The 22,286-nt window shown below is 42.9% G+C and carries 35 protein-coding genes; 21 read left to right on the forward strand and 14 right to left on the reverse strand.

The window, feature by feature from the left end:
• Positions 1-114: 114 nt before the first annotated feature.
• The gene (locus tag RMZ42_RS28900) at positions 115-297 is read left to right on the forward strand and encodes a hypothetical protein (protein WP_322674646.1); all 183 of its coding nucleotides are present in this window, start codon (positions 115-117) and stop codon (positions 295-297) included.
• Here RMZ42_RS28900 and RMZ42_RS28905 read toward each other — a convergent pair.
• The 7 genes from RMZ42_RS28905 to RMZ42_RS28935 all read right to left on the reverse strand — a co-directional run bounded on the left by RMZ42_RS28905 (position 268) and on the right by RMZ42_RS28935 (position 2,223).
• On the reverse strand, positions 268-465 hold the full coding sequence (locus RMZ42_RS28905) for a hypothetical protein (protein WP_322674647.1): 198 nt from the start codon (positions 463-465) through the stop codon (positions 268-270). The two genes, RMZ42_RS28900 and RMZ42_RS28905, sit on opposite strands and share 30 nt — an antisense overlap.
• A gap of 22 nt (positions 466-487) precedes the next feature.
• A complete protein-coding gene (locus tag RMZ42_RS28910; protein ID WP_322674648.1) occupies positions 488-772 on the reverse strand; it encodes a hypothetical protein in 285 nt (94 codons plus the stop codon).
• On the reverse strand, positions 769-1,053 hold the full coding sequence (locus RMZ42_RS28915; protein WP_322674649.1) for a hypothetical protein: 285 nt from the start codon (positions 1,051-1,053) through the stop codon (positions 769-771). Before RMZ42_RS28915 ends, RMZ42_RS28910 begins: the two co-directional genes overlap by 4 nt.
• 101 nt (positions 1,054-1,154) lie before the next feature.
• The gene (locus RMZ42_RS28920) at positions 1,155-1,346 is read right to left on the reverse strand and encodes a hypothetical protein (protein ID WP_322674650.1); all 192 of its coding nucleotides are present in this window, start codon (positions 1,344-1,346) and stop codon (positions 1,155-1,157) included.
• A gap of 95 nt (positions 1,347-1,441) precedes the next feature.
• Entirely contained in the window at positions 1,442-1,753 is a 312-nt protein-coding gene (locus tag RMZ42_RS28925) for a hypothetical protein (RefSeq protein WP_322674651.1), read from the reverse strand.
• An 84-nt stretch (positions 1,754-1,837) separates the two neighbouring features.
• Positions 1,838-2,041 (reverse strand): hypothetical protein, encoded by a 204-nt coding sequence (locus RMZ42_RS28930; protein WP_322674652.1) that lies wholly within the window; start codon positions 2,039-2,041, stop codon positions 1,838-1,840.
• A complete protein-coding gene (locus tag RMZ42_RS28935; RefSeq protein WP_322674653.1) occupies positions 2,038-2,223 on the reverse strand; it encodes a hypothetical protein in 186 nt (61 codons plus the stop codon). Before RMZ42_RS28935 ends, RMZ42_RS28930 begins: the two co-directional genes overlap by 4 nt.
• 289 nt (positions 2,224-2,512) lie before the next feature.
• On the opposite strand from RMZ42_RS28935, the gene RMZ42_RS28940 reads away from it, so the two are divergent.
• Complete coding sequence (locus RMZ42_RS28940) at positions 2,513-2,911, forward strand: hypothetical protein (RefSeq protein ID WP_322674654.1); 399 nt, start codon at positions 2,513-2,515, stop codon at positions 2,909-2,911.
• Positions 2,912-3,215: 304 nt separating this feature from the next.
• On the opposite strand, the gene RMZ42_RS28945 is transcribed toward RMZ42_RS28940, so the two are convergent.
• Positions 3,216-3,380, reverse strand: coding sequence for a hypothetical protein (locus RMZ42_RS28945; RefSeq protein ID WP_322674655.1), 165 nt, complete (start codon positions 3,378-3,380; stop codon positions 3,216-3,218).
• Positions 3,381-3,461: 81 nt separating this feature from the next.
• On the opposite strand from RMZ42_RS28945, the gene RMZ42_RS28950 reads away from it, so the two are divergent.
• The 4 genes from RMZ42_RS28950 (at position 3,462) to RMZ42_RS28965 (ending at position 5,230) form a co-directional block, all read left to right on the forward strand.
• The gene (locus tag RMZ42_RS28950) at positions 3,462-3,713 is read left to right on the forward strand and encodes a hypothetical protein (protein ID WP_322674656.1); all 252 of its coding nucleotides are present in this window, start codon (positions 3,462-3,464) and stop codon (positions 3,711-3,713) included.
• The gene (locus tag RMZ42_RS28955; RefSeq protein ID WP_322674657.1) at positions 3,691-3,909 is read left to right on the forward strand and encodes a hypothetical protein; all 219 of its coding nucleotides are present in this window, start codon (positions 3,691-3,693) and stop codon (positions 3,907-3,909) included. The genes RMZ42_RS28950 and RMZ42_RS28955 overlap by 23 nt, the downstream gene beginning before the upstream one ends.
• 82 nt (positions 3,910-3,991) lie before the next feature.
• Positions 3,992-4,732 carry a hypothetical protein gene (locus RMZ42_RS28960; RefSeq protein WP_322674658.1) on the forward strand — a complete coding sequence of 247 codons (741 nt, stop codon included), beginning with the start codon at positions 3,992-3,994 and terminating at the stop codon, positions 4,730-4,732.
• Between the two features lie 63 nt (positions 4,733-4,795).
• A complete protein-coding gene (locus RMZ42_RS28965; protein ID WP_322674659.1) occupies positions 4,796-5,230 on the forward strand; it encodes a DUF4102 domain-containing protein in 435 nt (144 codons plus the stop codon).
• On the opposite strand, the gene RMZ42_RS28970 is transcribed toward RMZ42_RS28965, so the two are convergent.
• Positions 5,154-5,492: a hypothetical protein gene (locus tag RMZ42_RS28970; RefSeq protein ID WP_322674660.1), complete on the reverse strand. Its 339-nt coding sequence runs from the start codon at positions 5,490-5,492 to the stop codon at positions 5,154-5,156. The genes RMZ42_RS28965 and RMZ42_RS28970 overlap by 77 nt on opposite strands.
• Before the next feature lie 134 nt (positions 5,493-5,626).
• On the opposite strand from RMZ42_RS28970, the gene RMZ42_RS28975 reads away from it, so the two are divergent.
• Complete coding sequence (locus RMZ42_RS28975; RefSeq protein WP_322674661.1) at positions 5,627-5,818, forward strand: hypothetical protein; 192 nt, start codon at positions 5,627-5,629, stop codon at positions 5,816-5,818.
• A gap of 401 nt (positions 5,819-6,219) precedes the next feature.
• On the opposite strand, the gene RMZ42_RS28980 is transcribed toward RMZ42_RS28975, so the two are convergent.
• Complete coding sequence (locus tag RMZ42_RS28980; protein WP_322674662.1) at positions 6,220-6,828, reverse strand: tyrosine-type recombinase/integrase; 609 nt, start codon at positions 6,826-6,828, stop codon at positions 6,220-6,222.
• 223 nt (positions 6,829-7,051) lie between these two features.
• Between RMZ42_RS28980 and RMZ42_RS28985 the strand changes: the two genes are divergently transcribed.
• From RMZ42_RS28985 to RMZ42_RS29035, 11 genes are all read left to right on the forward strand, one after another.
• On the forward strand, positions 7,052-7,408 hold the full coding sequence (locus RMZ42_RS28985) for a hypothetical protein (RefSeq protein WP_322674663.1): 357 nt from the start codon (positions 7,052-7,054) through the stop codon (positions 7,406-7,408).
• Positions 7,408-7,821, forward strand: coding sequence for a hypothetical protein (locus RMZ42_RS28990; protein ID WP_322674664.1), 414 nt, complete (start codon positions 7,408-7,410; stop codon positions 7,819-7,821). Before RMZ42_RS28985 ends, RMZ42_RS28990 begins: the two co-directional genes overlap by 1 nt.
• 31 nt (positions 7,822-7,852) lie before the next feature.
• Entirely contained in the window at positions 7,853-10,402 is a 2,550-nt protein-coding gene (locus RMZ42_RS28995) for a hypothetical protein (protein WP_322674665.1), read from the forward strand.
• Positions 10,403-10,404: 2 nt separating this feature from the next.
• Complete coding sequence (locus RMZ42_RS29000) at positions 10,405-11,283, forward strand: hypothetical protein (protein ID WP_322674666.1); 879 nt, start codon at positions 10,405-10,407, stop codon at positions 11,281-11,283.
• Positions 11,284-11,410: 127 nt separating this feature from the next.
• On the forward strand, positions 11,411-11,770 hold the full coding sequence (locus RMZ42_RS29005) for a hypothetical protein (RefSeq protein ID WP_322674667.1): 360 nt from the start codon (positions 11,411-11,413) through the stop codon (positions 11,768-11,770).
• A gap of 3 nt (positions 11,771-11,773) precedes the next feature.
• Positions 11,774-12,136, forward strand: coding sequence for a hypothetical protein (locus RMZ42_RS29010; protein ID WP_322674668.1), 363 nt, complete (start codon positions 11,774-11,776; stop codon positions 12,134-12,136).
• A 1-nt stretch (position 12,137) separates the two neighbouring features.
• Positions 12,138-12,500 carry a hypothetical protein gene (locus tag RMZ42_RS29015; protein WP_322674669.1) on the forward strand — a complete coding sequence of 121 codons (363 nt, stop codon included), beginning with the start codon at positions 12,138-12,140 and terminating at the stop codon, positions 12,498-12,500.
• Complete coding sequence (locus RMZ42_RS29020; RefSeq protein WP_322674670.1) at positions 12,493-12,858, forward strand: hypothetical protein; 366 nt, start codon at positions 12,493-12,495, stop codon at positions 12,856-12,858. The genes RMZ42_RS29015 and RMZ42_RS29020 overlap by 8 nt, the downstream gene beginning before the upstream one ends.
• The gene (locus tag RMZ42_RS29025) at positions 12,858-13,181 is read left to right on the forward strand and encodes a hypothetical protein (protein ID WP_322674671.1); all 324 of its coding nucleotides are present in this window, start codon (positions 12,858-12,860) and stop codon (positions 13,179-13,181) included. The genes RMZ42_RS29020 and RMZ42_RS29025 overlap by 1 nt, the downstream gene beginning before the upstream one ends.
• Positions 13,181-13,504, forward strand: coding sequence for a hypothetical protein (locus tag RMZ42_RS29030; protein WP_322674672.1), 324 nt, complete (start codon positions 13,181-13,183; stop codon positions 13,502-13,504). The genes RMZ42_RS29025 and RMZ42_RS29030 overlap by 1 nt, the downstream gene beginning before the upstream one ends.
• An 8-nt stretch (positions 13,505-13,512) precedes the next feature.
• A complete protein-coding gene (locus RMZ42_RS29035; protein WP_322674673.1) occupies positions 13,513-13,815 on the forward strand; it encodes a hypothetical protein in 303 nt (100 codons plus the stop codon).
• Here the strand turns inward: RMZ42_RS29035 and RMZ42_RS29040 are convergent.
• The 3 genes from RMZ42_RS29040 to folK form a co-directional block, all read right to left on the reverse strand.
• Positions 13,778-14,137, reverse strand: coding sequence for an ADP-ribosylglycohydrolase family protein (locus RMZ42_RS29040; RefSeq protein WP_322674674.1), 360 nt, complete (start codon positions 14,135-14,137; stop codon positions 13,778-13,780). The genes RMZ42_RS29035 and RMZ42_RS29040 overlap by 38 nt on opposite strands.
• Positions 14,138-14,149: 12 nt before the next feature.
• Complete coding sequence (locus RMZ42_RS29045) at positions 14,150-14,698, reverse strand: NUDIX hydrolase (RefSeq protein WP_322674675.1); 549 nt, start codon at positions 14,696-14,698, stop codon at positions 14,150-14,152.
• Positions 14,699-14,766: 68 nt separating this feature from the next.
• Complete coding sequence (gene folK, locus RMZ42_RS29050; protein WP_322674676.1) at positions 14,767-15,282, reverse strand: 2-amino-4-hydroxy-6-hydroxymethyldihydropteridine diphosphokinase; 516 nt, start codon at positions 15,280-15,282, stop codon at positions 14,767-14,769.
• Positions 15,283-15,658: 376 nt separating this feature from the next.
• Between folK and RMZ42_RS29055 the strand changes: the two genes are divergently transcribed.
• On the forward strand, positions 15,659-17,923 hold the full coding sequence (locus tag RMZ42_RS29055) for a transglycosylase domain-containing protein (RefSeq protein ID WP_416211842.1): 2,265 nt from the start codon (positions 15,659-15,661) through the stop codon (positions 17,921-17,923).
• A gap of 36 nt (positions 17,924-17,959) precedes the next feature.
• Here RMZ42_RS29055 and RMZ42_RS29060 read toward each other — a convergent pair whose 3' ends face one another.
• Positions 17,960-19,336 (reverse strand): MATE family efflux transporter, encoded by a 1,377-nt coding sequence (locus RMZ42_RS29060; RefSeq protein ID WP_322674677.1) that lies wholly within the window; start codon positions 19,334-19,336, stop codon positions 17,960-17,962.
• A 408-nt stretch (positions 19,337-19,744) separates the two neighbouring features.
• On the opposite strand from RMZ42_RS29060, the gene RMZ42_RS29065 reads away from it, so the two are divergent.
• Positions 19,745-20,065 carry a CU044_2847 family protein gene (locus RMZ42_RS29065; protein WP_322674678.1) on the forward strand — a complete coding sequence of 107 codons (321 nt, stop codon included), beginning with the start codon at positions 19,745-19,747 and terminating at the stop codon, positions 20,063-20,065.
• A 1-nt stretch (position 20,066) separates the two neighbouring features.
• Positions 20,067-22,277: an AAA-like domain-containing protein gene (locus tag RMZ42_RS29070; RefSeq protein WP_322674679.1), complete on the forward strand. Its 2,211-nt coding sequence runs from the start codon at positions 20,067-20,069 to the stop codon at positions 22,275-22,277.
• Positions 22,278-22,286 lie beyond the last annotated feature (9 nt).

The following is a 22,286-nucleotide window of genomic DNA, read 5'->3' on the forward strand; positions in this document are numbered from 1 at the left end:
AAACACGAATTAAAAGTCCCAGGTTTGACGCTCGAATCCTCCTAACATCCCAATTCAGGGGCGCGATTCACTCTTAACGCTGGGCTTATCCCGGCATATCTAGGGAAGGTGCGCTTGAAAATTACAACACCCCACTTTATGGGTGTGCGATTCGTTAATAACGCCCCATTCTCTAGAAACAGTGGGGCGGGTGCTTTGGACACAACCCGCGACGGTGGGGAACTTCCACCGTTTCGGCTAGTGTGTCAGGTAGCCATCATCAGGCGGTTATATGCTTTCGAGAGTGTCGGTAAGTGACTGTAAGTCCTTTATCAATATTTCTTGAGTTTCTTCTGTGGCATTTTCAACCTTTGAGATAAACTCAATTAATTTATCTAACTGAGTTTTAGCCCTAATTAACTTGTGCCATTCAATGTAGTAATCCCAGGTTGGATCTGGTTCTGGAATGTTTGGAGTTTTAGTCATATTAAAAATATTCCTTTGACGTTTATTGAATTTTTAACAAGTCATTTCGTTCGAGTAATTCCAATATGCTCGAAGCCAGAAAAGAACGATCGTAGTGAGGAATGCCACTTCCAGAAAGCGCTGCAAGCAAAATTTTGATTTCTGCTTCTAACTCTGTATCTATTTTCAAAAATTCAAAAATTGCAAGCATACATCTTGCATAAGCTCTTACTTCTTTGTGGGTTAATTTTCCAGAATCATCATTACTGGCAATTCGATTCAGAATAATTTTTAGCCCTTTAGTATCACCATCAAAGCCAAACATCAAACTTCTGGCTCTCCTAGAAACTTCACAGCCCCCGCAAAAATTTCTAATCTTTTAGTTTCATCAAGTTCATAATCGGTCATGCAAATTATTGGGTAATCCTGATTGCTGTATCTTAATTTCATGTACCGGATATACATATCTGGATAACCAAAAGCCCCAGGAATAATCTGCTCTTTAAGCGCTAGAGTTTGCTCGGTAGGCGGAAATGCTTTAGAAGAGAAACCATGCTTGTTTTCTCTATCTAAATCGTAATAAGTAATGAATTTTATGTTTTTGGTCATGTTTTTGTGATATTTTTTACAAGTCCTGTTTCAAGTGTTTGGATCGATTAATCAGTTGCGATCGCGCTGCATGAGGAACGCGATCGCAAAATAATTTTGAGCTATCCTTGGGTAACTTCCTGGGGTTGCGGCTGCGGGTCGAAAACTACTTCAAACTTCCCGCTGCCACGACGCAGAAGGCTCACATAAGCATCGGCATCGGAGCGTTTGCGAAATCGGCAGTTACAAACATTTTCACCAGTGGACAGGCGCTCAAAAATTGCCCACTGCCTCAATTCATCGGGGTAATTCATAATCTAAAATCCAATTTTGTAAAAAAGACCAGCACAAATGTTACCAGTCACGCTGGCGCAACCATATATATTCAGGGGTGTTGTAGTTAGGGTGTTTATTCCATAGGCAATGTCTCCGTGTCTAAAAGACTGCGGCCCCAACGCACTTGATTAGTCAGCGCTTCGATTAATCCCTCTCTGTCGTGCATTGGCAAAGAACTGTTGATTTGATGACCTACTACATAGATTTCTTCGCGGCAGCTCCCCGGTGCTTGATCGCAAAGTTGAATCGCGATCGCACTAATTAAAAACAGCTTCTCGCGTTTGGTCATCTGCTCAAATGTAGGCCCGTACTCCTGTTGGAGCGATTCCAGCAAGGAACCGTCGTTTAAGGTGTAACTAGTAAAATGTCCGATTGGCTTTGACAATTGCTAAAATCTCCTCAATGCAAATAAATATCGTAAACTTGGCGATCGCTCCAGTTCAGGGATGGTAGGCGATCGCCTTTTCAATTAGTCTTCCTCCTCCTCCTCGTCCTCCATATCCGTCGTAATTACGATATTCACCTTGAATCCAGTGGTGTTTAATGCTTTGTCTAGTTTGGTTACTTGGTGGATATCTCTAATGAAAAATTCCTCACGGTCAATATCTTTGATGGCTATCTCTGCCTCTGGCTGGAAGCCTTGCAGTTTTTCAATCAGATATTTGACCTTCATTTCATCTCCTCCTCCTCGTCCTCCTCTGCCTTACTGCCGACGAGGATATTCAAGCCTTTGGCTTCAGACTTGAAATCAACGATCTCAAATTCTTGATCGTCGGCAACAGTTTTTATAGTTACCACCGTTGCACCGGGGTAGTCTTTCAGGACATCAATCAATTCTTGGACTGTGGTTGTCATCTTGTTTCCTGGGTTGTTAGGTGTGCAGACATCAAAATATCACCGCGCAGACAACGCGTGTTTGCGCTCGGTTCTCTGGTGATTAGGGTGTTTCCGCGCCGGGGCTTATGCAGTGGTGCGGGTGCTTGCTCCATATAGTCCTCACGGGCACGGTGGCAAATGTGGGGAGGGAGCTAAAAATAGTTTTCTATGTGAGAAACTAATGTTATCTTAATCATACAGAAAACCTCCTGTCAACAGTTTTCTATATGAGAATTAGTTTTCTGTATGTAAAATGGGTTTACCATATATGAACAAAAAGCATGGCGAGACCAAAGAAGCTGGCAGACGACGCGAAGAATGTGTCCCTATTCCTGAGTCAGAAGGACTGGGAGCTATTCGAGACGAGGGCGAAAACGATGGGATTGAGCAGGGCAGACTTGGTAGCGAAGATAGCGAGGGGGGACATCCCGCTAGGTCAGCCGTCTTCCTCACTGGAGAAGGCGATATTGGAAAAGTATTAGAGCGACTTGAGTTATTGGAGCAAGGTTTCAAATTCTATGTTGGTTCTCATCGGCAGCGTCTTGAAGCTCGACTTGATGAAAACAAAAAATTTGTAGACTCATTTGACGAAGGAATGAGACAGATCAAAGCAGAGCTTTACAACATAGCTGCTCAGTCGCTCGAAAAACCTGAAGAACCTGAATAAAACCGTCCTGCCTTTGAGGTATGGGCGGTTTTGTTTTGCGTAGCTTGCCGCCGCAGGCATCGCGGGGTTGGGGGGTGGGGTGCGATCGCGGTTGACTAACGACCAATGACTAATAACCAATGTATGAATTTTTCAGAATTAGCAATTGGACAAGACTTTCATTTTCCTGAGTGCAGCACAGAAAGCTACTGCAAGATTAGCTCGAATCAAGCGCTACTTAATAGTCCTTACAGCTGGCACATTGCGGACATTAAGCCAAAAAGCCAAGTTTGTCCTACTGAATACAATCGCCCAACATCTTGCCCTATATGGGAAAAGAAATTTTTGACCCATATTGAGCAACTTGAAGTTGAATATGGTTTCTTCGAGTATTGAGCGATCGCGGCGGGGTTGGGGGGTGGGGTGCGATCGCAGTTGACCAATGACTTATGACAAATGACCAATATCTGGAAACTTTCAAATTTGACACGTCGGTTACTTTTTCAAAAAAAACCATTAAAGCCACCGTTGAGCTGGATCTGGTGGCGTCGTTATTCCTTGCTAATGACCAATGACTAAATCAAAAATCACATCAAAAGTAGTCAGAGCTAGAAGCCTTGCCGTCTATGAGCTAGAGAAATTTTTCGACTATATCCGCACTATTGACCCAGAACTCGACCCCAGTCAAGCAATCGTGTTAACAGCATACGTCTTGAGCGATCTCCCAAACTTATTTCGACAAAATCCTGAGTTAGTCGGTCGCATACAAGAGACAGCAACCAAACTCAAACTTAAAAACCATGAACAGAACCGAACATCTTGATTGGGCGAAACAGCGAGCCAATGAATACCTCGACATGGGATTTATAAGTTTAGCGTGGCAATCTTTGTGTGCCGACCTGATGAAACATAACGAGCTTATAAACCACCCAGGACTTGCAATTGGAATGCAAAAGCTGAACCTCGGACATCTCAAAACAGAGTCAGCAATGCGGAAGTTTATCAATGACTTTTCGTAGCTCGTAACTGAGCGAAAAAACCAAAAAGCCACCAGAAGATTTCGCGATCGTGGTGGCTCCTTGAAAAATCACTAATAGTATTATGCCAGAAAATTCACTTAAAAATTCGCTTCCGTGGACGGAAGCACACGAAGCATTCTGCTATCAACACCATATTCCACCCGCCGCAAAAATACTTTGGCAGTGGCTCATCAGGCAAGGACAAATTGCAAGTGAAATAGAACCAGATTTATCAGAATTTAATGCCTGGGTAGCAAAAAGCAGAGGGAAACCATACGCTCATAATTACCTCAAAAAGATATTTGAAATACTGGTATCATGCCGCGTTTTACAAGTAATCAAACAATATTCTTGGAAGATAACCAAGTTACTTGTAAGACCATTGTCATGGTTAAATCCACCCAAGAAGCCGCGAGAAAAAAAGTTATATAACCATAACTCTAGTTACGATTCTGCTACCTCAAATGATACTAATGCCGAACCGGGGGTTAACAGCAGCAGCAATAGTATTACTCTTACTACCATCGATTTTGTGGAGATGGAAAGGAGACATGACATACTTACAGCTTGTGCTGAGTACGAAATATACTTTGACCCGAAGAAGCGAACAACTGGACAACTTTTTCAGTTTGATATTGAAGATGTCCGATTAGCTCTTAAGCACTTTGCTCGTCGTGGTGGAAATCAAGCAATTAACAATCCTCAAGGATGGTTAATCAACTGCTTGCATAACTGTTATTGGAAAGACGAAACGCTTAAATTATCTGAATTTTTACTTGCTTTAAAATCTTGGTTCCCCAGTAAGCTCCCAAGGGATTACTAGGGGATAACTGCATAAAAAAACTGCTTCCTCCTGGAAGCAGCGGACATAATAACCAGTTTGATTATGAACCAACCCACACTTTTTGATTTAGAAGCTTTCACTAAGCAAGATAATCCCGTTTACACTTACGATCCGTTTTGGGATGAACTTGCCCCCCAAAATAGTCATAGTGTTGGGGGGCAAATCTCAGACTCGGAATCTCCGTGTAAAAGTGTTGGGGAGCAAGTTGTAACTGATACTCAAAAATCTGCCCCCCAACACGATACCCACTGGATTGAGGAATACTGGGTCGAGAGATGCTCTATTAAATACTGGTATTACCGTTACTGCTGGATGCAAGGCCGAAAGATCCATCGGCTTTATTTGGGTAGCGTTAATAGCGCGATCGCAAGATCCAAAAAAGCAGATGTAGAGCTTGCGATTAGCGATGGGCAGTCACCCCAGGAGATTGAAGAGTTAATTCGCTCCTGGCGTGGGAGAGCGCGATCGCAGTCCTGAATTTTCGCAGTTCATCCCAGCGGCGGCTATTGGTCGAGCCAGTGCGGCTGTGTTGATTGGGGTGAAATTCTGCGATTCTGTTTTCCACAAAAGAGTCGATGGCCCGTAAAATCATCTGTCGATCCATTACTAGACCAGAGTCGATTGCATAGGCGTATTCTAAAATTTCTTCTGCAAGTGCGACTGGTACGCGGATTGATTGAGTTTTACCGTGATTCCAAGCTGGTTGCCAGCTGGTGCGATTTTTTCCCGGCTTTAGCATTACCATTACCTTGAAAGGCCTGTTTCAAGGCAGGATACAGCGTTTTTTAAACTTATGCAATCATTTGAAAACCGGCGATCGCCAGTTTTCACTACCCTGCTCCCTGCTCCCCATTCCCTCTTCCCCAATATCCAATGTCCAGACCAAAAAATAATAACTTCCGTCTTTCCCTAAGCGAAGACAAAACAGTTGTACAGTTGACTGTTAGCGCGTCGTCACGGGAAAAAGCAATTGAATTATATGAAAAGCTTGAACAAGCGATACTTGAAATGATGCGAGCTGATTTAGAACTTGACTGGCAAGAAGACAACCCAGACAGCCAATAATGAATAGTGTCAAGCATTCTCAATAAGGAGAAGCTGTGCTGCGGGCCACCAAGAGTGGGCTGAAAGCATTGATTTATCGTGAAAAAGTGCTTAAAAGCAAATTTTTTATTGGGAGTGAATTTCATTAAGCCTTCAATTCTCAATAAAAAGCGATCACACAAATAGGATAAAGTGCGATCGTGCAAGTAAATCCAATGCAGTGGAATAGGTGTTATCAACCCAGTCCAGCTTATCCGCCCTGGCTGTGATTTGTCACAGATTTGGATAGACCCGATCCACTTCATCCCATGCCTGATTGGTCAGATTCTCCAATGCCATCGCCAAGTACACAGGATGATCGTAATGTCCGTGCTGCAAGCGCTCGAAGAAGATTTCGATTTGGAGGAATAGGAGGTTGGGGTTCATAGAGTTGCGATCGCGCCCTCAAGGTCTTGGTCGTTGACATCGATGTAAACCGCCAACATCTTCAAATCCGCATATCCCAACAACTTTTGAATAATTCGCAACGACACACCGTTACGAGCCAAATGGGTTACAAAACTCCGGCGGCTGGAATGAGTGCTAAGTCCCCGGCTCTCCAAGCCAGCTTTTTGTACAGCTTCCCGAAACACCATATCCGCATATCTGAGGGTGATGTGCTTGGGGATTTCCCCTTCGGTGTAGTCCCTCTTGGAAGGAAATAGCCACTCTTGATCTGGATCTTCTGGAGTGTATGCCTTCAAAGCCTCGTGAAGAGTTGGATGTACTGGCACTTGTCGAGTTTTCTGAATTTTCTTTTTACCACCTACAGCCTTACGAGTCCGCGCACGAAAAGTAATCAGTTTAAGTGGGTTGCTCTCAGCATCGTAAAGATCCGCAACTTTCATTTGCACTAATGCCCCCCAGCGTTCGCCAGTAAACCATGCTAAGTCTAAAAGTAATTTGTATTTTTGACTTTGGATGTGATTACGGATTCGAGAATATTCTTTGGCCGTAAAAACAGCCGCTTGTCCATTGCGGTTATTTTTCATAAAATTATTTTGATGTTATGGCTTCCGGATTAACCATTGTGAGGTGTTAATCTGGAAGTTTTTATTTTTCAGGTATTACCTAAACACGCCTCAATCGTAATCACTGCAATAGTTGCACGTCGTCCGTGAAACTTCCGGTTTTACATAAAAGTAGAACATTTACACTTTTTTTGTTAAGCCATACAACGGATTTATCACAACATCTAAATCCGATTTAAAACTCATGGCAGAACCAACTTTAGTGCAGATTTTTGGAGCAGGGACTACGCGGCTAGCAAGTGGAGCAACAACACCAAGCGCAGGGCTGTTTATTCCTGATTCAGCACTGCAAACAGCAGGATTATCGACTCCTTCTACAGCGACAGCAGAAGGTCATTTAGTCGCAATTGCGGTCAATGCCAAAAGTTATCTCACTCAACCCAACTTTGATGCAAATATTGACCAGTCTTTAATCGTTACAGACGGATTTTCAAGTTTTACCACAAGAGGAACTAATAACACCCCATATAGGCAAGATCAATTAACTTTGAGCCTTGCAAAAATTGACACAAATTCAACAATTGACCCGGATAATTACTAATGTCAGGATGTGGCGTATCGGGTACTTGGAATTTAATAACTCGACTGTATAACACTGGAAACCGCGACTATACAGAAACTTATCCTGGCTTTGCAGACGACAATCCGATTCTGGTTAGCGCAAGTCCAACCATGAATTTGATTTCGTCGTGTGATGGAAGAATTTTTCTTGCAAACTGGGGCAATGGTTATATTGTCTCCAAATCGTTCGTTCCCAATCCGAGCGAGACATATGACTGTGTTAACGGTGCGTGTATAAAAAAAACTGTTTATAACACACCAGGGATTTACCAATCACTATCCGATTGTGAAGTTGCTTGCGGCACTGGTTGTAGTGGTCAGTGCATCAGCAATTCTGATTGGGCGCAGATTGAAGGTTTATCTAATCAATTAAGAAATAGGAATTGCGGCTAAATATATGAGTATGTCTAGCGTAATTGGGAGTATGCAATCAGCGCTCGATTGCGCTGGCAAGTGCGACTGTTGCCAGAATTTGCAATCACAAATTAATGCACTAAAGCAACAAATTGCTAATATCAAAACAGTTGATGAGTTGTCGCTAAAAAATTCTATAAAAGCTTCATTACAACCGGATATTGCTACAGCCGCAGCAGCAGCAGGGGTAGTTATAAGTAATAAGCTACAACCGCAAGTCAATAGTGCTATAGAGCAATCAAAACAGGCTCTAGAGAGGCTTTTTAAAGTAGAAAAAACTGCTGATAATGGTCTAGCTCAAGCACTGAAGACTGCACAAGATCGTGGCACTGATAGAGCGGAAATTGCAAGAATTGCTCAACAGGCTTATCAGGCTGAAAAAACAGCAAATAATGCAACAAATGCCGCTGGTACTTCGACAAAGATAGCCAACAATGCATTTGATACAGCAGGCAATGCACAAAAGAAAGCTGCACTGCTGGAAAAGCAATCGGCCGATGCCTTCAGGCGACTGAACCAAGTAGAAGATATCGCAGCCAGCGCCGCACGAGAATCATCTTTGTCAAAGGGATTAGCTAATCAAGCTGTCACAAAATCGGGGCAGGCAATTTCGGAATCGGCGAAAGCCACAAATGCTGTTATCAACGCTGCTACTGAAGCGACAGGATTAAGGCAGTTAGTAAATGGTGTCGGTTCTCGAATTGATGGGTTAGGTAGGGCAATCGGCGTACTAGAATCAAAAACCGCGACTGCCGTAGCGAATGCTGCAAAAGCAGTCGGTATAAGCTCAGAAGCGTTAGCGGCGACAGGCAGATTAGCAGGTAGAGTACTTGAATTGTTCCAGGTTATCGGCACGATATTTACCATAATTGAGCAGCTACAAACACTAGTTATTCTTGGCGATCGCATTGACGCAGTAGAAAACGGTGTAGTAGCTCTTGGCAATGACCTATCCCGTGTTCTCGGTAAATTACTTGGACTTCAGAACCGGATCGGTAACAACGAAACTACAATCGCACAAGTGAAAAATATCGCCCTTGATGCCAAAGGTATTGGTGAGGCGGCGAATTTAAAGGCAGGGGCAGCACAGGTGACATCTGCTAGGGCCCAAGGCATAGCTGAAAGTGCTTTAGGCAATGCTAAACAAGCGCAACTGACAGCTGACGGTGCAGTTCGTAATGCTGCAACAGCAAATGAAAATGCCACCACAGCCTACAAACAAGGCATCAAAGCAGAAGGAATTGGGCAGCAGGCTGCAAAACTCGGTGGTCAAGCATTGCAAAAGGCAGGTGAAGCGTTGGCGCTCGCAACTACTGTAATCGCTACAGTTCAGTTAGTCAAAGGACTGCAAGGACTGAGAGGCCCCAAGGGTGACAAAGGCGATCGGGGTCTGCCGGGATTACCTGGCAGAAATGGCACGAACGGCACGAACGGACAGAACGGTATCACCACTGTTGTACAAGTGCAGTTACCCGGCATTCCTGGTAGAGATGGGCGAAATGGTATTAACGGTAGAAATGGTTTCCCTGGCAGAGATGGCAAAGACGGGAAGGATATGGGACAAGCTGAAGTATTTGAATTAAAGGCATTTATCGCCGCACAACATCAACAAACACAGGGTGTATTGGGAAGTGCAATAGCAGGTATTAAAGCATCAGTAAATACTGGTTTTGCTACTGTGGTCAGCGCTTCAAGTGCTGTTGTGAATGGCGCAAATTTAGCACTGTTAAACGTCATCAACAATAAGTTAGGTCAACAGGTAACAGGTGGAATTAGTGGATTAGTCACAGCCGTTGCTGAAAATACATACATTGAAAAAGCCCTGGCGGTTTTAACTTTTGCAACAACGGTACACAATGCGCTAATGCTGTCCTCCAATCTCGGTCAAACGTTATTCATGATTATTGACCAAGTAACAGCATTTATCCTGCCGAAAGGACTTGATGGAACGCCAATAAGCATTAGTAATGTACTTGGAAAGGCTGTACACGAAGTCATTGTCAGCACCGTAGGAGAGGCAACAGCAGCTCAAATACAACAAAAGTGGGATCAAGCTAACCGTATTTACCAGGCTGCACTAAACATCCATAACCAAGTGCTAGGACTTGGAGGTATTTTAACTGCGGGTTTAGAGGTGATCGGCGGGAATGTTGGCAAAATCGGTAACGCACTTCGCAAGGGTGGAGTACTTCTTGAAAATGCCTACAGTTATATGAATCCTCAGCCAAATTTGAAAGGAAAATTCTTTAATCAAATGAATCTCGTTGGTGAGAATTTGCAAGCAATCGCCCTAGTCACTGCAATTCCTATTGCTTTGGCCGCCGCAAAGGACGGCGTTGATAGTAGCGTCGCCGACCTGAAGCGAGAGATATCACAAATAGACCCAACAGACGCGCAAGGACATCCACTTCACAACGCCAATGGCACAGTAATTCATTACAAGCCCGGCCTAGATGTTCCCGATCCTGCTGTAGTCAAAGCTGAGGGCGATCAAGCAAAAGCTGATTCCACTAATTTCTTACAGCTAGTGCTTGACGACATTTTCGATGGGGGTGATTAAAAATGTCCGACATAATACCAAAGCCACCTCCAGAAAATTCCTTGCCTGATAACTTCGATCCTTTTGAGCATTTGCAAAAAATTTATATACCTCAACACAATGCATTAGTAAAACAATACTTTAGTGATTTAGGCGATGATTGGAAACCTAACATTGCTTCTGCTAGAAGTGCTTTAAGGGTTGCTTGCACAATGGTGGACAACGACAATCAATTAATAATGAGTTTGCGCCATCATTTATTATTTGATTTGTTAGGCTATGGAAGAAAAAACTTAGCTACATTTTATGGCAGTAGTTTAGATACTGCGCTGCCTGTTTCAGGGCATCCACAATTGTTTTTATACTTTTCGCAAGATTCTCAAGCAGTTCCAGCAAACGGCAAGCGCTTAGACCATGAAAAATCATGTAGATTAACTCGCTACGCTTGTAAATCTGGTCAAGCTTTACCAGCTATTACAAAAGCTAATTTGTTAGACATTGCTAGAGAAATTAAAACTCAATTTGTAAAAGGCAAAAAAGGAATTGTTTACACTTCGGGAAAAATAGCGGTAAGTTACACCGATCCGGCAAATGGATTTCCGAGAGGTGGTCGCTGGCTAGTTAATTCCAAGGCTGAAGCAATTACCCTTTATCAAAAACTATGCAATGTTATTGACCAACCGTTTGACATTAATAAAATCAATGTCATTACCCCAGAAAAAGACAGTACCACCCAAACATCAACCCAAACTAACACTGTATTAGGTAAGCAGTACAAGGAACCTGTATATAGACCAATAACTAACCTGCGATTCCGTAAAGCTTATGTTGCTTTTGGAGGTTCTGTACCGCCAATTTTTCTGATAGACACTACTTATAGGAATACAGCACTAATTACGTAAATTACTTAGAGATGTTTTGATGTTCCAGGATATAGGGAAATGTATAACATTTCCAAGTCACGGAACACTGTTTAGACCGTGTTAGCTATTGATTAATCAATTGCTACATAAATTTTGAACTTAGTTTATGGCTACAAGAGTTGCAGGAGTTGAAAATGTACCTCACGTTGTTGGTACAGGAGAAAATAGGGTTTTATTGGTTCTGCCAGATGTCTACTCTACCTTTGGGACATCTTTAGGAGTAACAAAGCTTGTAGGCGACCCACCCACCGGCGTTCCCTCTACAACGGTTGGCCGCGCAGTGGCCGATGGATTAATTCGCAAAATCAAAGTTTCATATATTGGTGCAAACACAAAGCGCAAAACCGCAACATTAATTGTTGCTGGTGATAAAGCTATGCAAGCTCGTGCATCTTTAGTTGGCGCTACTTTCAATAATTTCAAAATTAAAACCGCTTACTACCCGACAAGAATTCAACTTGGGTAATGTATGCCCAAACTGCAAAAGTATTTTATTACCGATGCGGCATTCGATAAGCTCTACTTTCAATCAACATCTGGGCTTTACCACAGCATTGGTAGTGGCATAACTGGTATTTATCCAGCCGCCGATAACGAATTCGACAAACCAGAAGTTTTAGTCAAGAATCTTTTACACTCAGGTGTGTTAATTCGCCTTAGTGCAACCGTTTTAATAAACGGTAAAAGGCGTTCATTGAACTTGCTTTGTAATAAATTAGTTTTCCCAAATATCTTAGATACTGCATTGGGAAAATCATTCTCTATTACTAATGGAGCTTCTGGTGAAATCAAATCACTTAATCAACGTATGAGACAAATTTCTAGAGGATAAAATGGCAAAGTTAGATAAATTCGTTGCAACTGTTGGCACTGTAAAATATGCGTTTCGCGCTCCGGCTGGGTTGTACGTTGGAGCAATTGCCACAGAAACAGGTATCGCTGCTGCTGGAGATACCGATGAGGATTTACCAGAATACACAGTCAAGGCACTTTTAAGAAAAGGTATACTGCGCCGAGTCAGCGCTATTACCAAAACTTCCGCTGGTAAACCCAGCCGATTGAAATTGCTTTGCACTAGCGCAAAACTAACTACCATTCTGGACGCTCTCAAGGGAGATCCTTACACCATTACGGGTGGTGGCACTGGCACAATTCAAAGCGTTGGCTTTAGCCTGCGCGTTGTCTCTCGTGGCTAATTGGGAGTTGGTTGGGGAATTGATTGTCACTAATCAATGGCAGTCTTTCCCCGGTGAAGTCATCGCAGATACGTTTCGCGTGACTACGACGATTCAAAATTTGGATGATTGGAATAAATGGAAGTTTAAAAGCAGTGCGTATTTGAGATTTTATTATCCAGATGGCAGTGCTTCACTCAATAGTTACATCAAGGTAATTGATATTCCTACAGTTTACAATCTCCCTGTTCCTAATGATTTGCGAGACCTTGGATACGTAATTAGAACTCCTCAAATTATCCGAGCATCACGATACTTGCCTTTTACTCCTGAGCAAAATTTCGCTCAGTGGAATTTCAAGCTTGAGGCTTTAATTTAATGCTTAATAATCCCTCTGATTCATCGAATGACTCTGCTATTCCATTCGATAAATGTACTAATGATGAAAAGAGTTTAAATACCAATGGAACTCTTTTATTAGATGCTAACGCTAACAGAAGTTATGCCATTTTTGTCAACAATTCCAGCATTGATATCACTTTAGTTTTTGCGGAGTCGTCCAACGCAGTCAAAAACAAAGGAATCATTATCAAACCGCGAGGTGGAAGTTACGAGATTAATAAACATAATCTTTACACTGGCAAGATTTCTGCTGTTGCGGCAAGTAACTGTAAACTTTCGTTTGTGGAGTGTAGCTATTAATGGCTCTTTGGAATCCTACTACTATTAACTCTGCTACTAGTGGTGTGGCTACGCCTACGAGCGTTAGTGTTAGCACTACGATGCAAACTTTAATAGCTGATAATCCCAACCGCAAAGGTGCAACTATTTGGAATTATAGTAATGCTCCTTTATGCATCGATTTTGGTAGTTCGGCTTCTAAAACTAATTTTGCTTACAGAATTGCCCCCGGCGGATATTATGAAATTCCATTTGGATACACTGGGATTGTTTCGGGTGTTTGGGATGATACTGGACTGATTTTAGGTACTAGTGGTAAGGCTTTAGTTCGAGAATTGATTTAGCAATAATTATGAAATTTGATGCTAGTGCTGCGAGCTTTCTACTAGCTTTTATTGGTGCGTTATCTGGCTGGATAGCCTGGTGGCACAATAAACTAAAGTTTGAGAAACAGCAGGCTACTCAAATTGCTGTAGCTGCTGCTGAAAAAGCCCTTAATGATAAGCGAAATTTCGATCATCTTGTCAGAAACCAAGCAGAGATTTCAAAAAATATCGCTTACGGCTTCCAAGATATTGAGAATCAAATCGCCGATCAAAATAATGAACTCAGGGAGATTAAAGCTTGGTTAATCCGTTGCAAGCCTGGTGAGTAACCCTCTGGGGATTCGTTAAAAACTCTTCCCCATCCTGAATTTCTAATAGAAAATGGTAGAATCTTCGAGCATAACCTTCTCTTCGATCGCGTTTAAAAGCTCTAACAAAACTATCGGCTAAAACTTCTGGCGTCCACGGTGCTTGAGCAACAATCACTTCCGCAATGGCAATACTCATCTGGGTATCGTCGGTGTAGCTGCCAGGATTGAGTCGAAAACGCGGATGTTCAACGTATCGACTCAAATCGTTGTTAGCGATCGCTTCGTCTGCATATTCAAAACCCGCACCGTAGGCATCTGCAATCGCTAACTCTAGCAGCATAAGGAAAGAGTATTAAATTAAAAACGGACGCGCCAGAAAAAAGCTAGAAACTGATTTAGCATCTACCGGCTCTCCCTCCAGAATAGCTTTTTCTAATTCTTCAGGAGTCATAAACACAGTTTCGATATCTTCGTCTCCATCTTGTGGTGGTGGTGTCTCCAGCTTTTCTAAATCTCGTGCCAGAAAAGCATAGATAATTTCATCAGAATAACCAGGAGCTAGGAAAAATTCGCCTAATTTGTCCCATTTTTGGGCACTATAGCCAGTTTCTTCGGCAATTTCACGTTGTATTGTTTCTAAAGGCTCTTCTTTTCCTTCCAATGTCCCCGCCGGAAATTCTAATATCCGTCCCTGAATTGCAAAACGATACTGGCGCACCAGTATAAGTTTACCTTCCGCTGTCACTGGTACAGCTAGGGCACCGCCAGGGTGACGAATACATTCCCATTCTCCTTCCGATTTATTCGGCAAACGCAAGCGATTAACTTCAAAATCAAACTTGCGTCCTTTATGAAACAGGCGTTGTCTTAGCAGTTGTGGTAATTCTCTACCTAATGGCATAGTAAAATCTGATTATCTGTGAATACAGAGGCAAAATCAGTGTTCTTCTGCTTTTAAGGATGGTAATTTTAATTGTCCATCCATAAATGTACATCAGAACAGTCTACCTCTTTCAGCAGCTCTTTAATCACACACCCGGAAACTGGTTCTATCCAATCTGGGGCAATTTCTGCCAGTGGGACTAACACAAAGGCGCGATCCCGCATTCGTGGATGGGGAATCTGGAGATTTGGTGTGTCCAAAATAATGTCATCATATAATAACAAATCCAAATCTAGGGTTCGTGGCCCCCAATGTTCCTGACGCACGCGCCCAAATTGTTGTTCAATTCCTAACAAAATTTCTAATAACTGCTGGGGAAGTATTTCTACCTGCAAGATGACGCAGCCATTGAGGTAATCTGGCTGTGGTGGCCCGACAGCTTTGGTTTGATACCAATGGGATCTGGCTTCTAAAACAATACCTGGCGTTTGGGCTAAAGCCTCTATAGCTGCTGATAAAATTGTTTGAGAATCGCCAATATTACTACCAAGAGCAACGGCGCTTCGTCTTAGCTCTGCTTCGTCGTAGCCCGATGTGGACATTATACTTTCCTGAAATCAGCCGTTTTCGGGCTGTCTTTGCGGATACTTGTCAATAGTTTTTAGATTCGCAGTATTTCTCAAAACTGCAACATTTTTTACAAAACTAAATTAACCAAATTTAAAAAACATTATTTTCTAGTGAATTCAGTTAATTATTTATAGGATATTATACTAAACACAATGGTAGTGCTATAACCCCAAAAGTTGATTGATGGTGGTTATAATTACTTACTACTTTGAGCGAGGAACTGACGTGGGGAAGCTTACCTCCTGGTTCAAGCGAAGACCGACTAATTTGAGTGACTCTGGACGAGGAGGAACGAATGAGAGCTTACCACCAGCACATCTGGCGCAGACGAGGCAGTTACTGAGCAAAATGAAAATTTTACCATCTAGGATGAGGGTCAATCGGGCAACTGGCGCTAAACCACTCTATCGCCGCTTCTGGTTTTGGGCAGGTTTAGGTATTGGTGGTGGGATAGCTGCCTCGATCTACGGCATCAGTTTAATAGATCGGACTTTGCCAGATCAGTCCGAGTTGAATGCTGTGTTGCGAGAGCAAACACTGACCATTAAAGCTGCTGATGGCACAATATTACAACAACAAGGTGAAACGGCCAGAGAACAGCTACAGCTAGAACAAATACCAGATAATTTAAAGAAAGCTTTTATCGCCTCAGAAGATAGAAGATTTAGGCAGCACAATGGAGTCGATCCGCAAGGTATTGTCAGAGCAGGTTTGAATAATTTGCGATCGCAAGGTGTGGTAGAAGGTGGTAGCACCATCACCCAACAGCTAACGCGGATTCTCTTTTTGAAACAAGAGCAGACAATCTGGCGCAAACTCAAGGAAGTCCGCCTTGCCCAAAAAATGGAGCAAGAATTAACCAAAGATCAGATTTTAGAGCGTTACCTAAATCTGGTTTATTTGGGATCTGGAGCTTATGGTGTGGCAGATGCATCCTGGGTATATTTTAGTAAAACGCCAGACCAGCTTTCCCTTGCAGAAATGGCTACAATCGCTGGATTAGCTCCTGCTCCTAGCTTATACGCCCCAGACAAAAATCCCGAAGCGGCGAAACGGCGGCGGAACTTGGTATTGCAACGGATGCAAGAAGATAAAGTAATTACACCAGAGCAAAGGCAAGCAGCCGTTCAGGAGCCATTAACCCTCAAAAGCAGTTCACCCAAGCGACTGGAAATAGAATCACCCTACTTTACCAGCTACATCCAAAAAGAATTGCCGAAGTATGTCTCTCCTGATGTGCTAAAAAGTGGGGGTTTAGTAGTAGAAACCACGTTGAACCCAAGTTGGCAGAAGGTGGCAGAAGAGGCAGTTGCAAAAACATTGCGAAATCAAGGACGCTGGGAAAACTTTAAGCAAGCGGCAATGGTGGCTATAGACCCCCGAAATGGTGAAATTAAAGCAATGGTTGGGGGAAAAGACTTTGGTAAAAACCAGTTTAATCGAGTTACCCAAGCACAACGGCAGCCAGGATCGACATTTAAAGGGTTTGTATATGCCACTGCGATCGCTACCGGTAAAAGCCCCTACGATAGCTACGAGGATGCGCCCTTTGTCGTAGACGGCTATGAACCGAAAAACTATAGTGAAAACTTCCGGGGTTCAATGAACATCCGAGATGCCCTCACCCGCTCTGTTAATATTGTTGCGGTCAAGGTGTTGATTGATGTGGGATTTACACCAACGATTAAACTTGCCCATGATATGGGGATAAAATCTGAACTCAAGCCCACCTACTCCTTGGCTCTTGGTTCAAATGAAGTCAATCTGCTAGAGTTGACCAGCGCTTATGGCAGTTTTGCGACTCAGGGATTGCACGCAGAATCTCATGGTATTACCCGCATCCTCAACCGCCAAGGCAAAGTCATCTGGTCAGCGAATTTCAAGTCAAAACGCGCCCTGGATGCTGACAGTGCCGCCATCATGACTTGGATGCTACGCAACGTCGTCGAAGCGGGAACTGGTGGTGCTGCTCAATTAGATAATAGACCAGTTGCCGGCAAAACCGGCACCTCCGACGAAGCCCGCGATTTATGGTTTATTGGCTACATTCCTCAGATGGTAACAGGGGTATGGCTAGGTAACGATGACAACCGCCCCACTTATGGTAGTAGTAGTAGTGCCGCTTACACTTGGCACGAATTTATGGAAAAAGCGGTAGACGGGATGCCTGTTGAAAAGTTTCCCAAACGACCCAAGTTAGAAGGTCGCAAAGGCACTATCAAAGCCCAATCCATCAAGCCTAAACAAGTGCTGAATCGTTCTATTGCCTCTAAAGATGATGATGACTCAGAAGGGGAAAGTGCGAGAAATTCTAATTCTGAGGAGAGTGGTTCATCTAGGAGACGTAGAAGAAGAAGAAGCTATTCTCAAGAAACACAGCAAGCAAGCGATTATACCCCAAGACGGAGAAGGCGCGATCGCAGCGAATCAAGTTCTAGTAACTCCTCTTCAGAATCATTTACTCCACGGCGACGCTCTAGAAGAGTAGAATCTGATTCACCCCCGCGTCGAAGAAGTCGGCGAGAGTCGTCTCCCGAAAATAGTTCTGGTTCTTCTGGTTCTTCATCGTCACAACCATCTTGGCGGGATAGACTTAGACCTTCTCAACAGTAATCGCAAGTGGGCATTGTTAATACTATGCACTTTTAGTCAACCAGACTCAATCTCAGAAGTCAAAAGATAAAAACGCCCAGTTAAAAGCACTGCACCCATAAGTAGCCCTAGTATTAAACCCAACCATAAACCTATAGCACCCCAGCCGAAAGTGAATGCCATCAGATAGCCCCCGCCTAGACCTACTATCCAGTAAGCGAACATAGTAATTAACACTGGCACTTTGGTATCTTTCAAGCCGATTAAAGCACCAGCAGCAATAGTCTGAATAGAATAAAATATTTGGACTATTGCCCCGGCAGCGAGGAAAGAAGTTGACGTTTTAACTATCTCGATATTATCTAAATTACTGGTGTCCAAATACATTGCCACAATATAGTTGGGAAATAGCCAAAAAATCAGTGCCACAATACTTACAAAAGGAGTAACAAGCGCAATGCAGACTAATCCGGCTGTGCTTGCACCCTTGAGATCGTTTTGTCCCCTCAACTGTCCTACTCTCATCGTGACGGCATAGGAAATACCTATAGACACTGTTTCGACAAAACTTTCTGTCTCGACGGTAATTTCATGTGCTGCTAACGTCTCTGTTCCAAACCATCCCATCATTAAAGCAATGGCAGTAAATACTCCAATTTCTGCTCCATACTGCAACCCCAAAAACCACCCAGTTTGGAAGATATCTATAAACATATCTTTATCGAACTGATGCAAAGCACAATCAAGCTGATAGTCTTTAAAGTAGTTATCAAAGCAAATCCAACTGGCGACAGCGATAAAATTTAGCCAAAAAATGAGTGTGCTTCCCCAACCGATACCGGCTAAACCAAGGGCTGGTAAACCAAATTTACCGAACATTAGCACGTAATTAGCAACCGCATTTAATAATAGTCCAGCTACCGTAATTACTGTTAAAAATTGGGGTCGATTGAGGGCAGAGCTAACTTCTTTTAAGATACAAAAACCGAGTGCGGCCGGAAAACCCCAAACAATAGACCGCAAATATGTTTGAGCTAATAATACATTGCTTTCTTCTTGACCAGTCAGCAGCAGGATATAGTCAAAGTGCCAAATGATAAACATTACAGGTAAGCACATCGTCACGGCTAACCAAATTCCTTGACCGGTAGCACGGCTCACTTGGTCTATCTTTCCTGCACCAAAAGCATTGGCGACACTTACACCCGCGGCTGAAAGAACAGAACGACAAACGGAAGCTAAGGTAGAAAAGGTAACAGCACCTAAAGCACCCGCAGCTAAAGCTTGGCTGTTAAGTAAGCCCATCATCACCCCATCCAATAGAGGAATGCCCGCTTCTAATATTTGAGTAATTACCAAAGGAACTGCTAATTGCAGGCAGGCTTGAACTTCTAATATCAGTTCTGACTTAAATTCTTTTGAGGTTAACTCCATTGGGGCGCTAAAAAAGCAATACTGAATACATTAAGATATATTAACGCCATAGGTGTAATCAACTCAAGCTATTAGCGATCGCCTGACTCAAAGAGAAATGTCTATAGTCATACTCTGTTTCTAAACTAAACTGTTTAGTTTGCACTTGTTGACAGCTTCGCCAGCTCTACGCCAACTAAACTAATACTGCACTGGTAAACAGCAAGTAGTAAGACTCTTTTCAATGTATATCTTTTACTAATGTACTGAAGTTAGTTTTTAAGGATTGCCCAAAGGGCAGTGCGCGAGAGCGCAATCACTCGTTTTTTGTCCACTCTCACAAAATCGCGTTGCTCCCATATAAAGTTTATTCGTGGCTAACAGGTAAAATAACTTTATTCTCTGAAAAATGAGGTAGAAAATTAACTTGTGAAGCGTATCGTCGAATTTCCTCTCGAAAACGGAGACTCAATTCTTGTAGAAGTAGATGAGCCTGGGCTAACTGATGATCGTATTGGTCTGCGAGACGATATTATTCAAAAAGCTCAAAAAACTTTTGAATCTGCTCTGGAACAAGTAAAGCCCATAGCAAATGTCATTATGACTAAAGTAAATAGTCTCAATCAGCCTGCGGATGAGGTGGAAATCAAGTTTGGCATCAAAATGAGTGCAGAGCTTGGAGCAGTGATTGCTTCTGGGAATGGCGAAGTTAATTATGAAGTGACTTTGAAGTGGAAACGGGAGCCATAAGATGGCCACACCCCTGGAGTTATCAGTCGTCAGGATTTACTCAAACAGTGGCAAAGTTGTTGGTGCTGGCTTTTTAGTTTCCCAAAAATATATCCTTACATGTGCCCATGTGGTAGCAGATGCTTTAGGAATTGCTAGAAACACTGCCGAAATAATCAATGCAGAAGTCCGTTTGGATTTTCCTTTATTGGCAGCTAAAGAGTTTTTGACCGCCAGGGTAGTATTCTGGCGGCCTGTTAACCCTAATGAGTTTGCGGAAGATATTGCAGGGCTGGAGTTAGAAAGCTCTCTTCCTGGTGCGGCTCATCCAGCACGATTGGTAGCATCAGAGGAATTATGGGGGCATTCTTTCCGAGTTTTGGGTTTTCCAAAAAACCAACCCAATGGGGTTTGGGCTACTGGACAAATCAGGGCTGGACTTGCAAATGGTTGGGTACAACTGGAGGATGTGAAACAACAAGGTTATGCATTAGAGCCTGGTTTCAGTGGTGCGCCGATATGGGATGAGCAGTTACAGGGTGTAGCAGGCATAGCAGTAGCGGCGGAAATGGAGCGAACAGCAGCTAAAGCAGCGTTTATTATTCCCACACAAGTGCTGATTACAGCATGGTCAGACTTGGTTGAGCAAGCTCTTTCTTTAGAAAAAATGCAGCAACAGCCAAAAGTGAAACGAGCCAATGACAGTGCTAGAGTTTTTATTAGCTATCGCAGCCAAGATCCAGATTTAACGTTGGCCCAGCAGTTTTATGAAGCAATAAAAGCGGCTGGGCATGAAGCATTTATGGCGGGGGAGAGTATACGGTTAGGCGAAAACTGGCCTGAACGCATAGATAGAGAATTGGAACAGTCTGATTACTTTCTGCTGCTCTTATCTCCTAAATCTGCAACTAGTGAAATGGTCACAGAAGAAGTCAGGCGTGCCAAGCAGTTGCAAGATTTAAATCCCGAAAAGAAACCTATAATTTTACCTATCCGTGTGAACTTTCCTTTGGATTCGCCATTAAATTATGATTTACGGGGTTATTTGCAAAGAATTCAACAACGAGAGTGGAAATCATCTGCTGATACAGTCAAGATTTCGCAAGAAATTTTGACAATTCTAGCCGAAGGTCATGAGGCTAACTATACAGAGGATGAGTTGACAACAGCAGTTGCGGTAGAAAATTTGGAAGAACCTCCTTTGCCAGTAGCAGAACCAGAATTACCAGAGGGTCAGGTAGATATGGCTTCTGCTTTTTATATAGAACGCCCTCTTATTGAAGAACACTGCTACGAGGCTATTTTAAAGCCTGGTTCTTTGATTCGGATTAAAGCGCCTCGACAGATGGGTAAAACTTCCTTAATGGCACGGATTCTTCATCAAGCTTCACAACAAAACTCTCTAGCCGTATCTTTGAGTTTTCAATTAGCAGATAGTAAAGTGTTCCCAGACTTAGATAAATTTTTACGCTGGTTCTGTGCTAGCGTTACTCGGAAACTAAGAATACCAAATCGATTAGCGGATTACTGGGACGAGATTTTTGGTAGCAAAGATAACTGTACAGCTTATTTTGAGGAGTATCTTCTAGCAGAAATCGATCGACCCCTAGCATTGGGTTTGGATGAAGTCGATTTAGTATATCAACACCCTGAAATTGCCGCAGACTTTTTTGGACTCCTGCGTGCTTGGCATGAAGATGCAAAAAATCGGGATATCTGGAAGAAATTGCGATTAGTAGTGGTGCATTCAACAGAAGTTTATATCCCAATGAATATCAATCAATCACCATTCAATGTGGGACTTTCGATTGAGTTGCCAGAGTTTAATGCTGAACAAGTCCAAGATTTGGCACGTAGGCATGGGCTAAATTGGAGGTCTTCAGAAATTGAACAATTGATGAATATGGTGGGAGGTCATCCTTATTTAGTGCGAGTAGCACTCTATCGCATTGCGCGCCAAGAGATCGCACTGGAACAGTTATTACAAGTTGCTCCTACAGATGCCGGGCCTTTTGGTGACCATTTGCACCGACATTGGTGGAATCTAAAACAACATCCTGAGCTAGCAAGGGCAATGAAACAAATTGTTGCAAAAAACACACCAATACAGCTGGAGCCAATAGAAGCCTTTAAATTAAAAAGTATGGGTTTGGTCGATCTGGAAAATAATTATGTAATACCTAGATTTAATTTATATCGGCAATATTTCCGCGATCGCGCGGCTTCTCTGTAATCGAAATCT

Origin of the sequence: Nostoc sp. DedQUE05, assembly GCF_034530955.1 — a bacterium.
Classification (GTDB): Bacteria; Cyanobacteriota; Cyanobacteriia; order Cyanobacteriales; family Nostocaceae; genus Nostoc.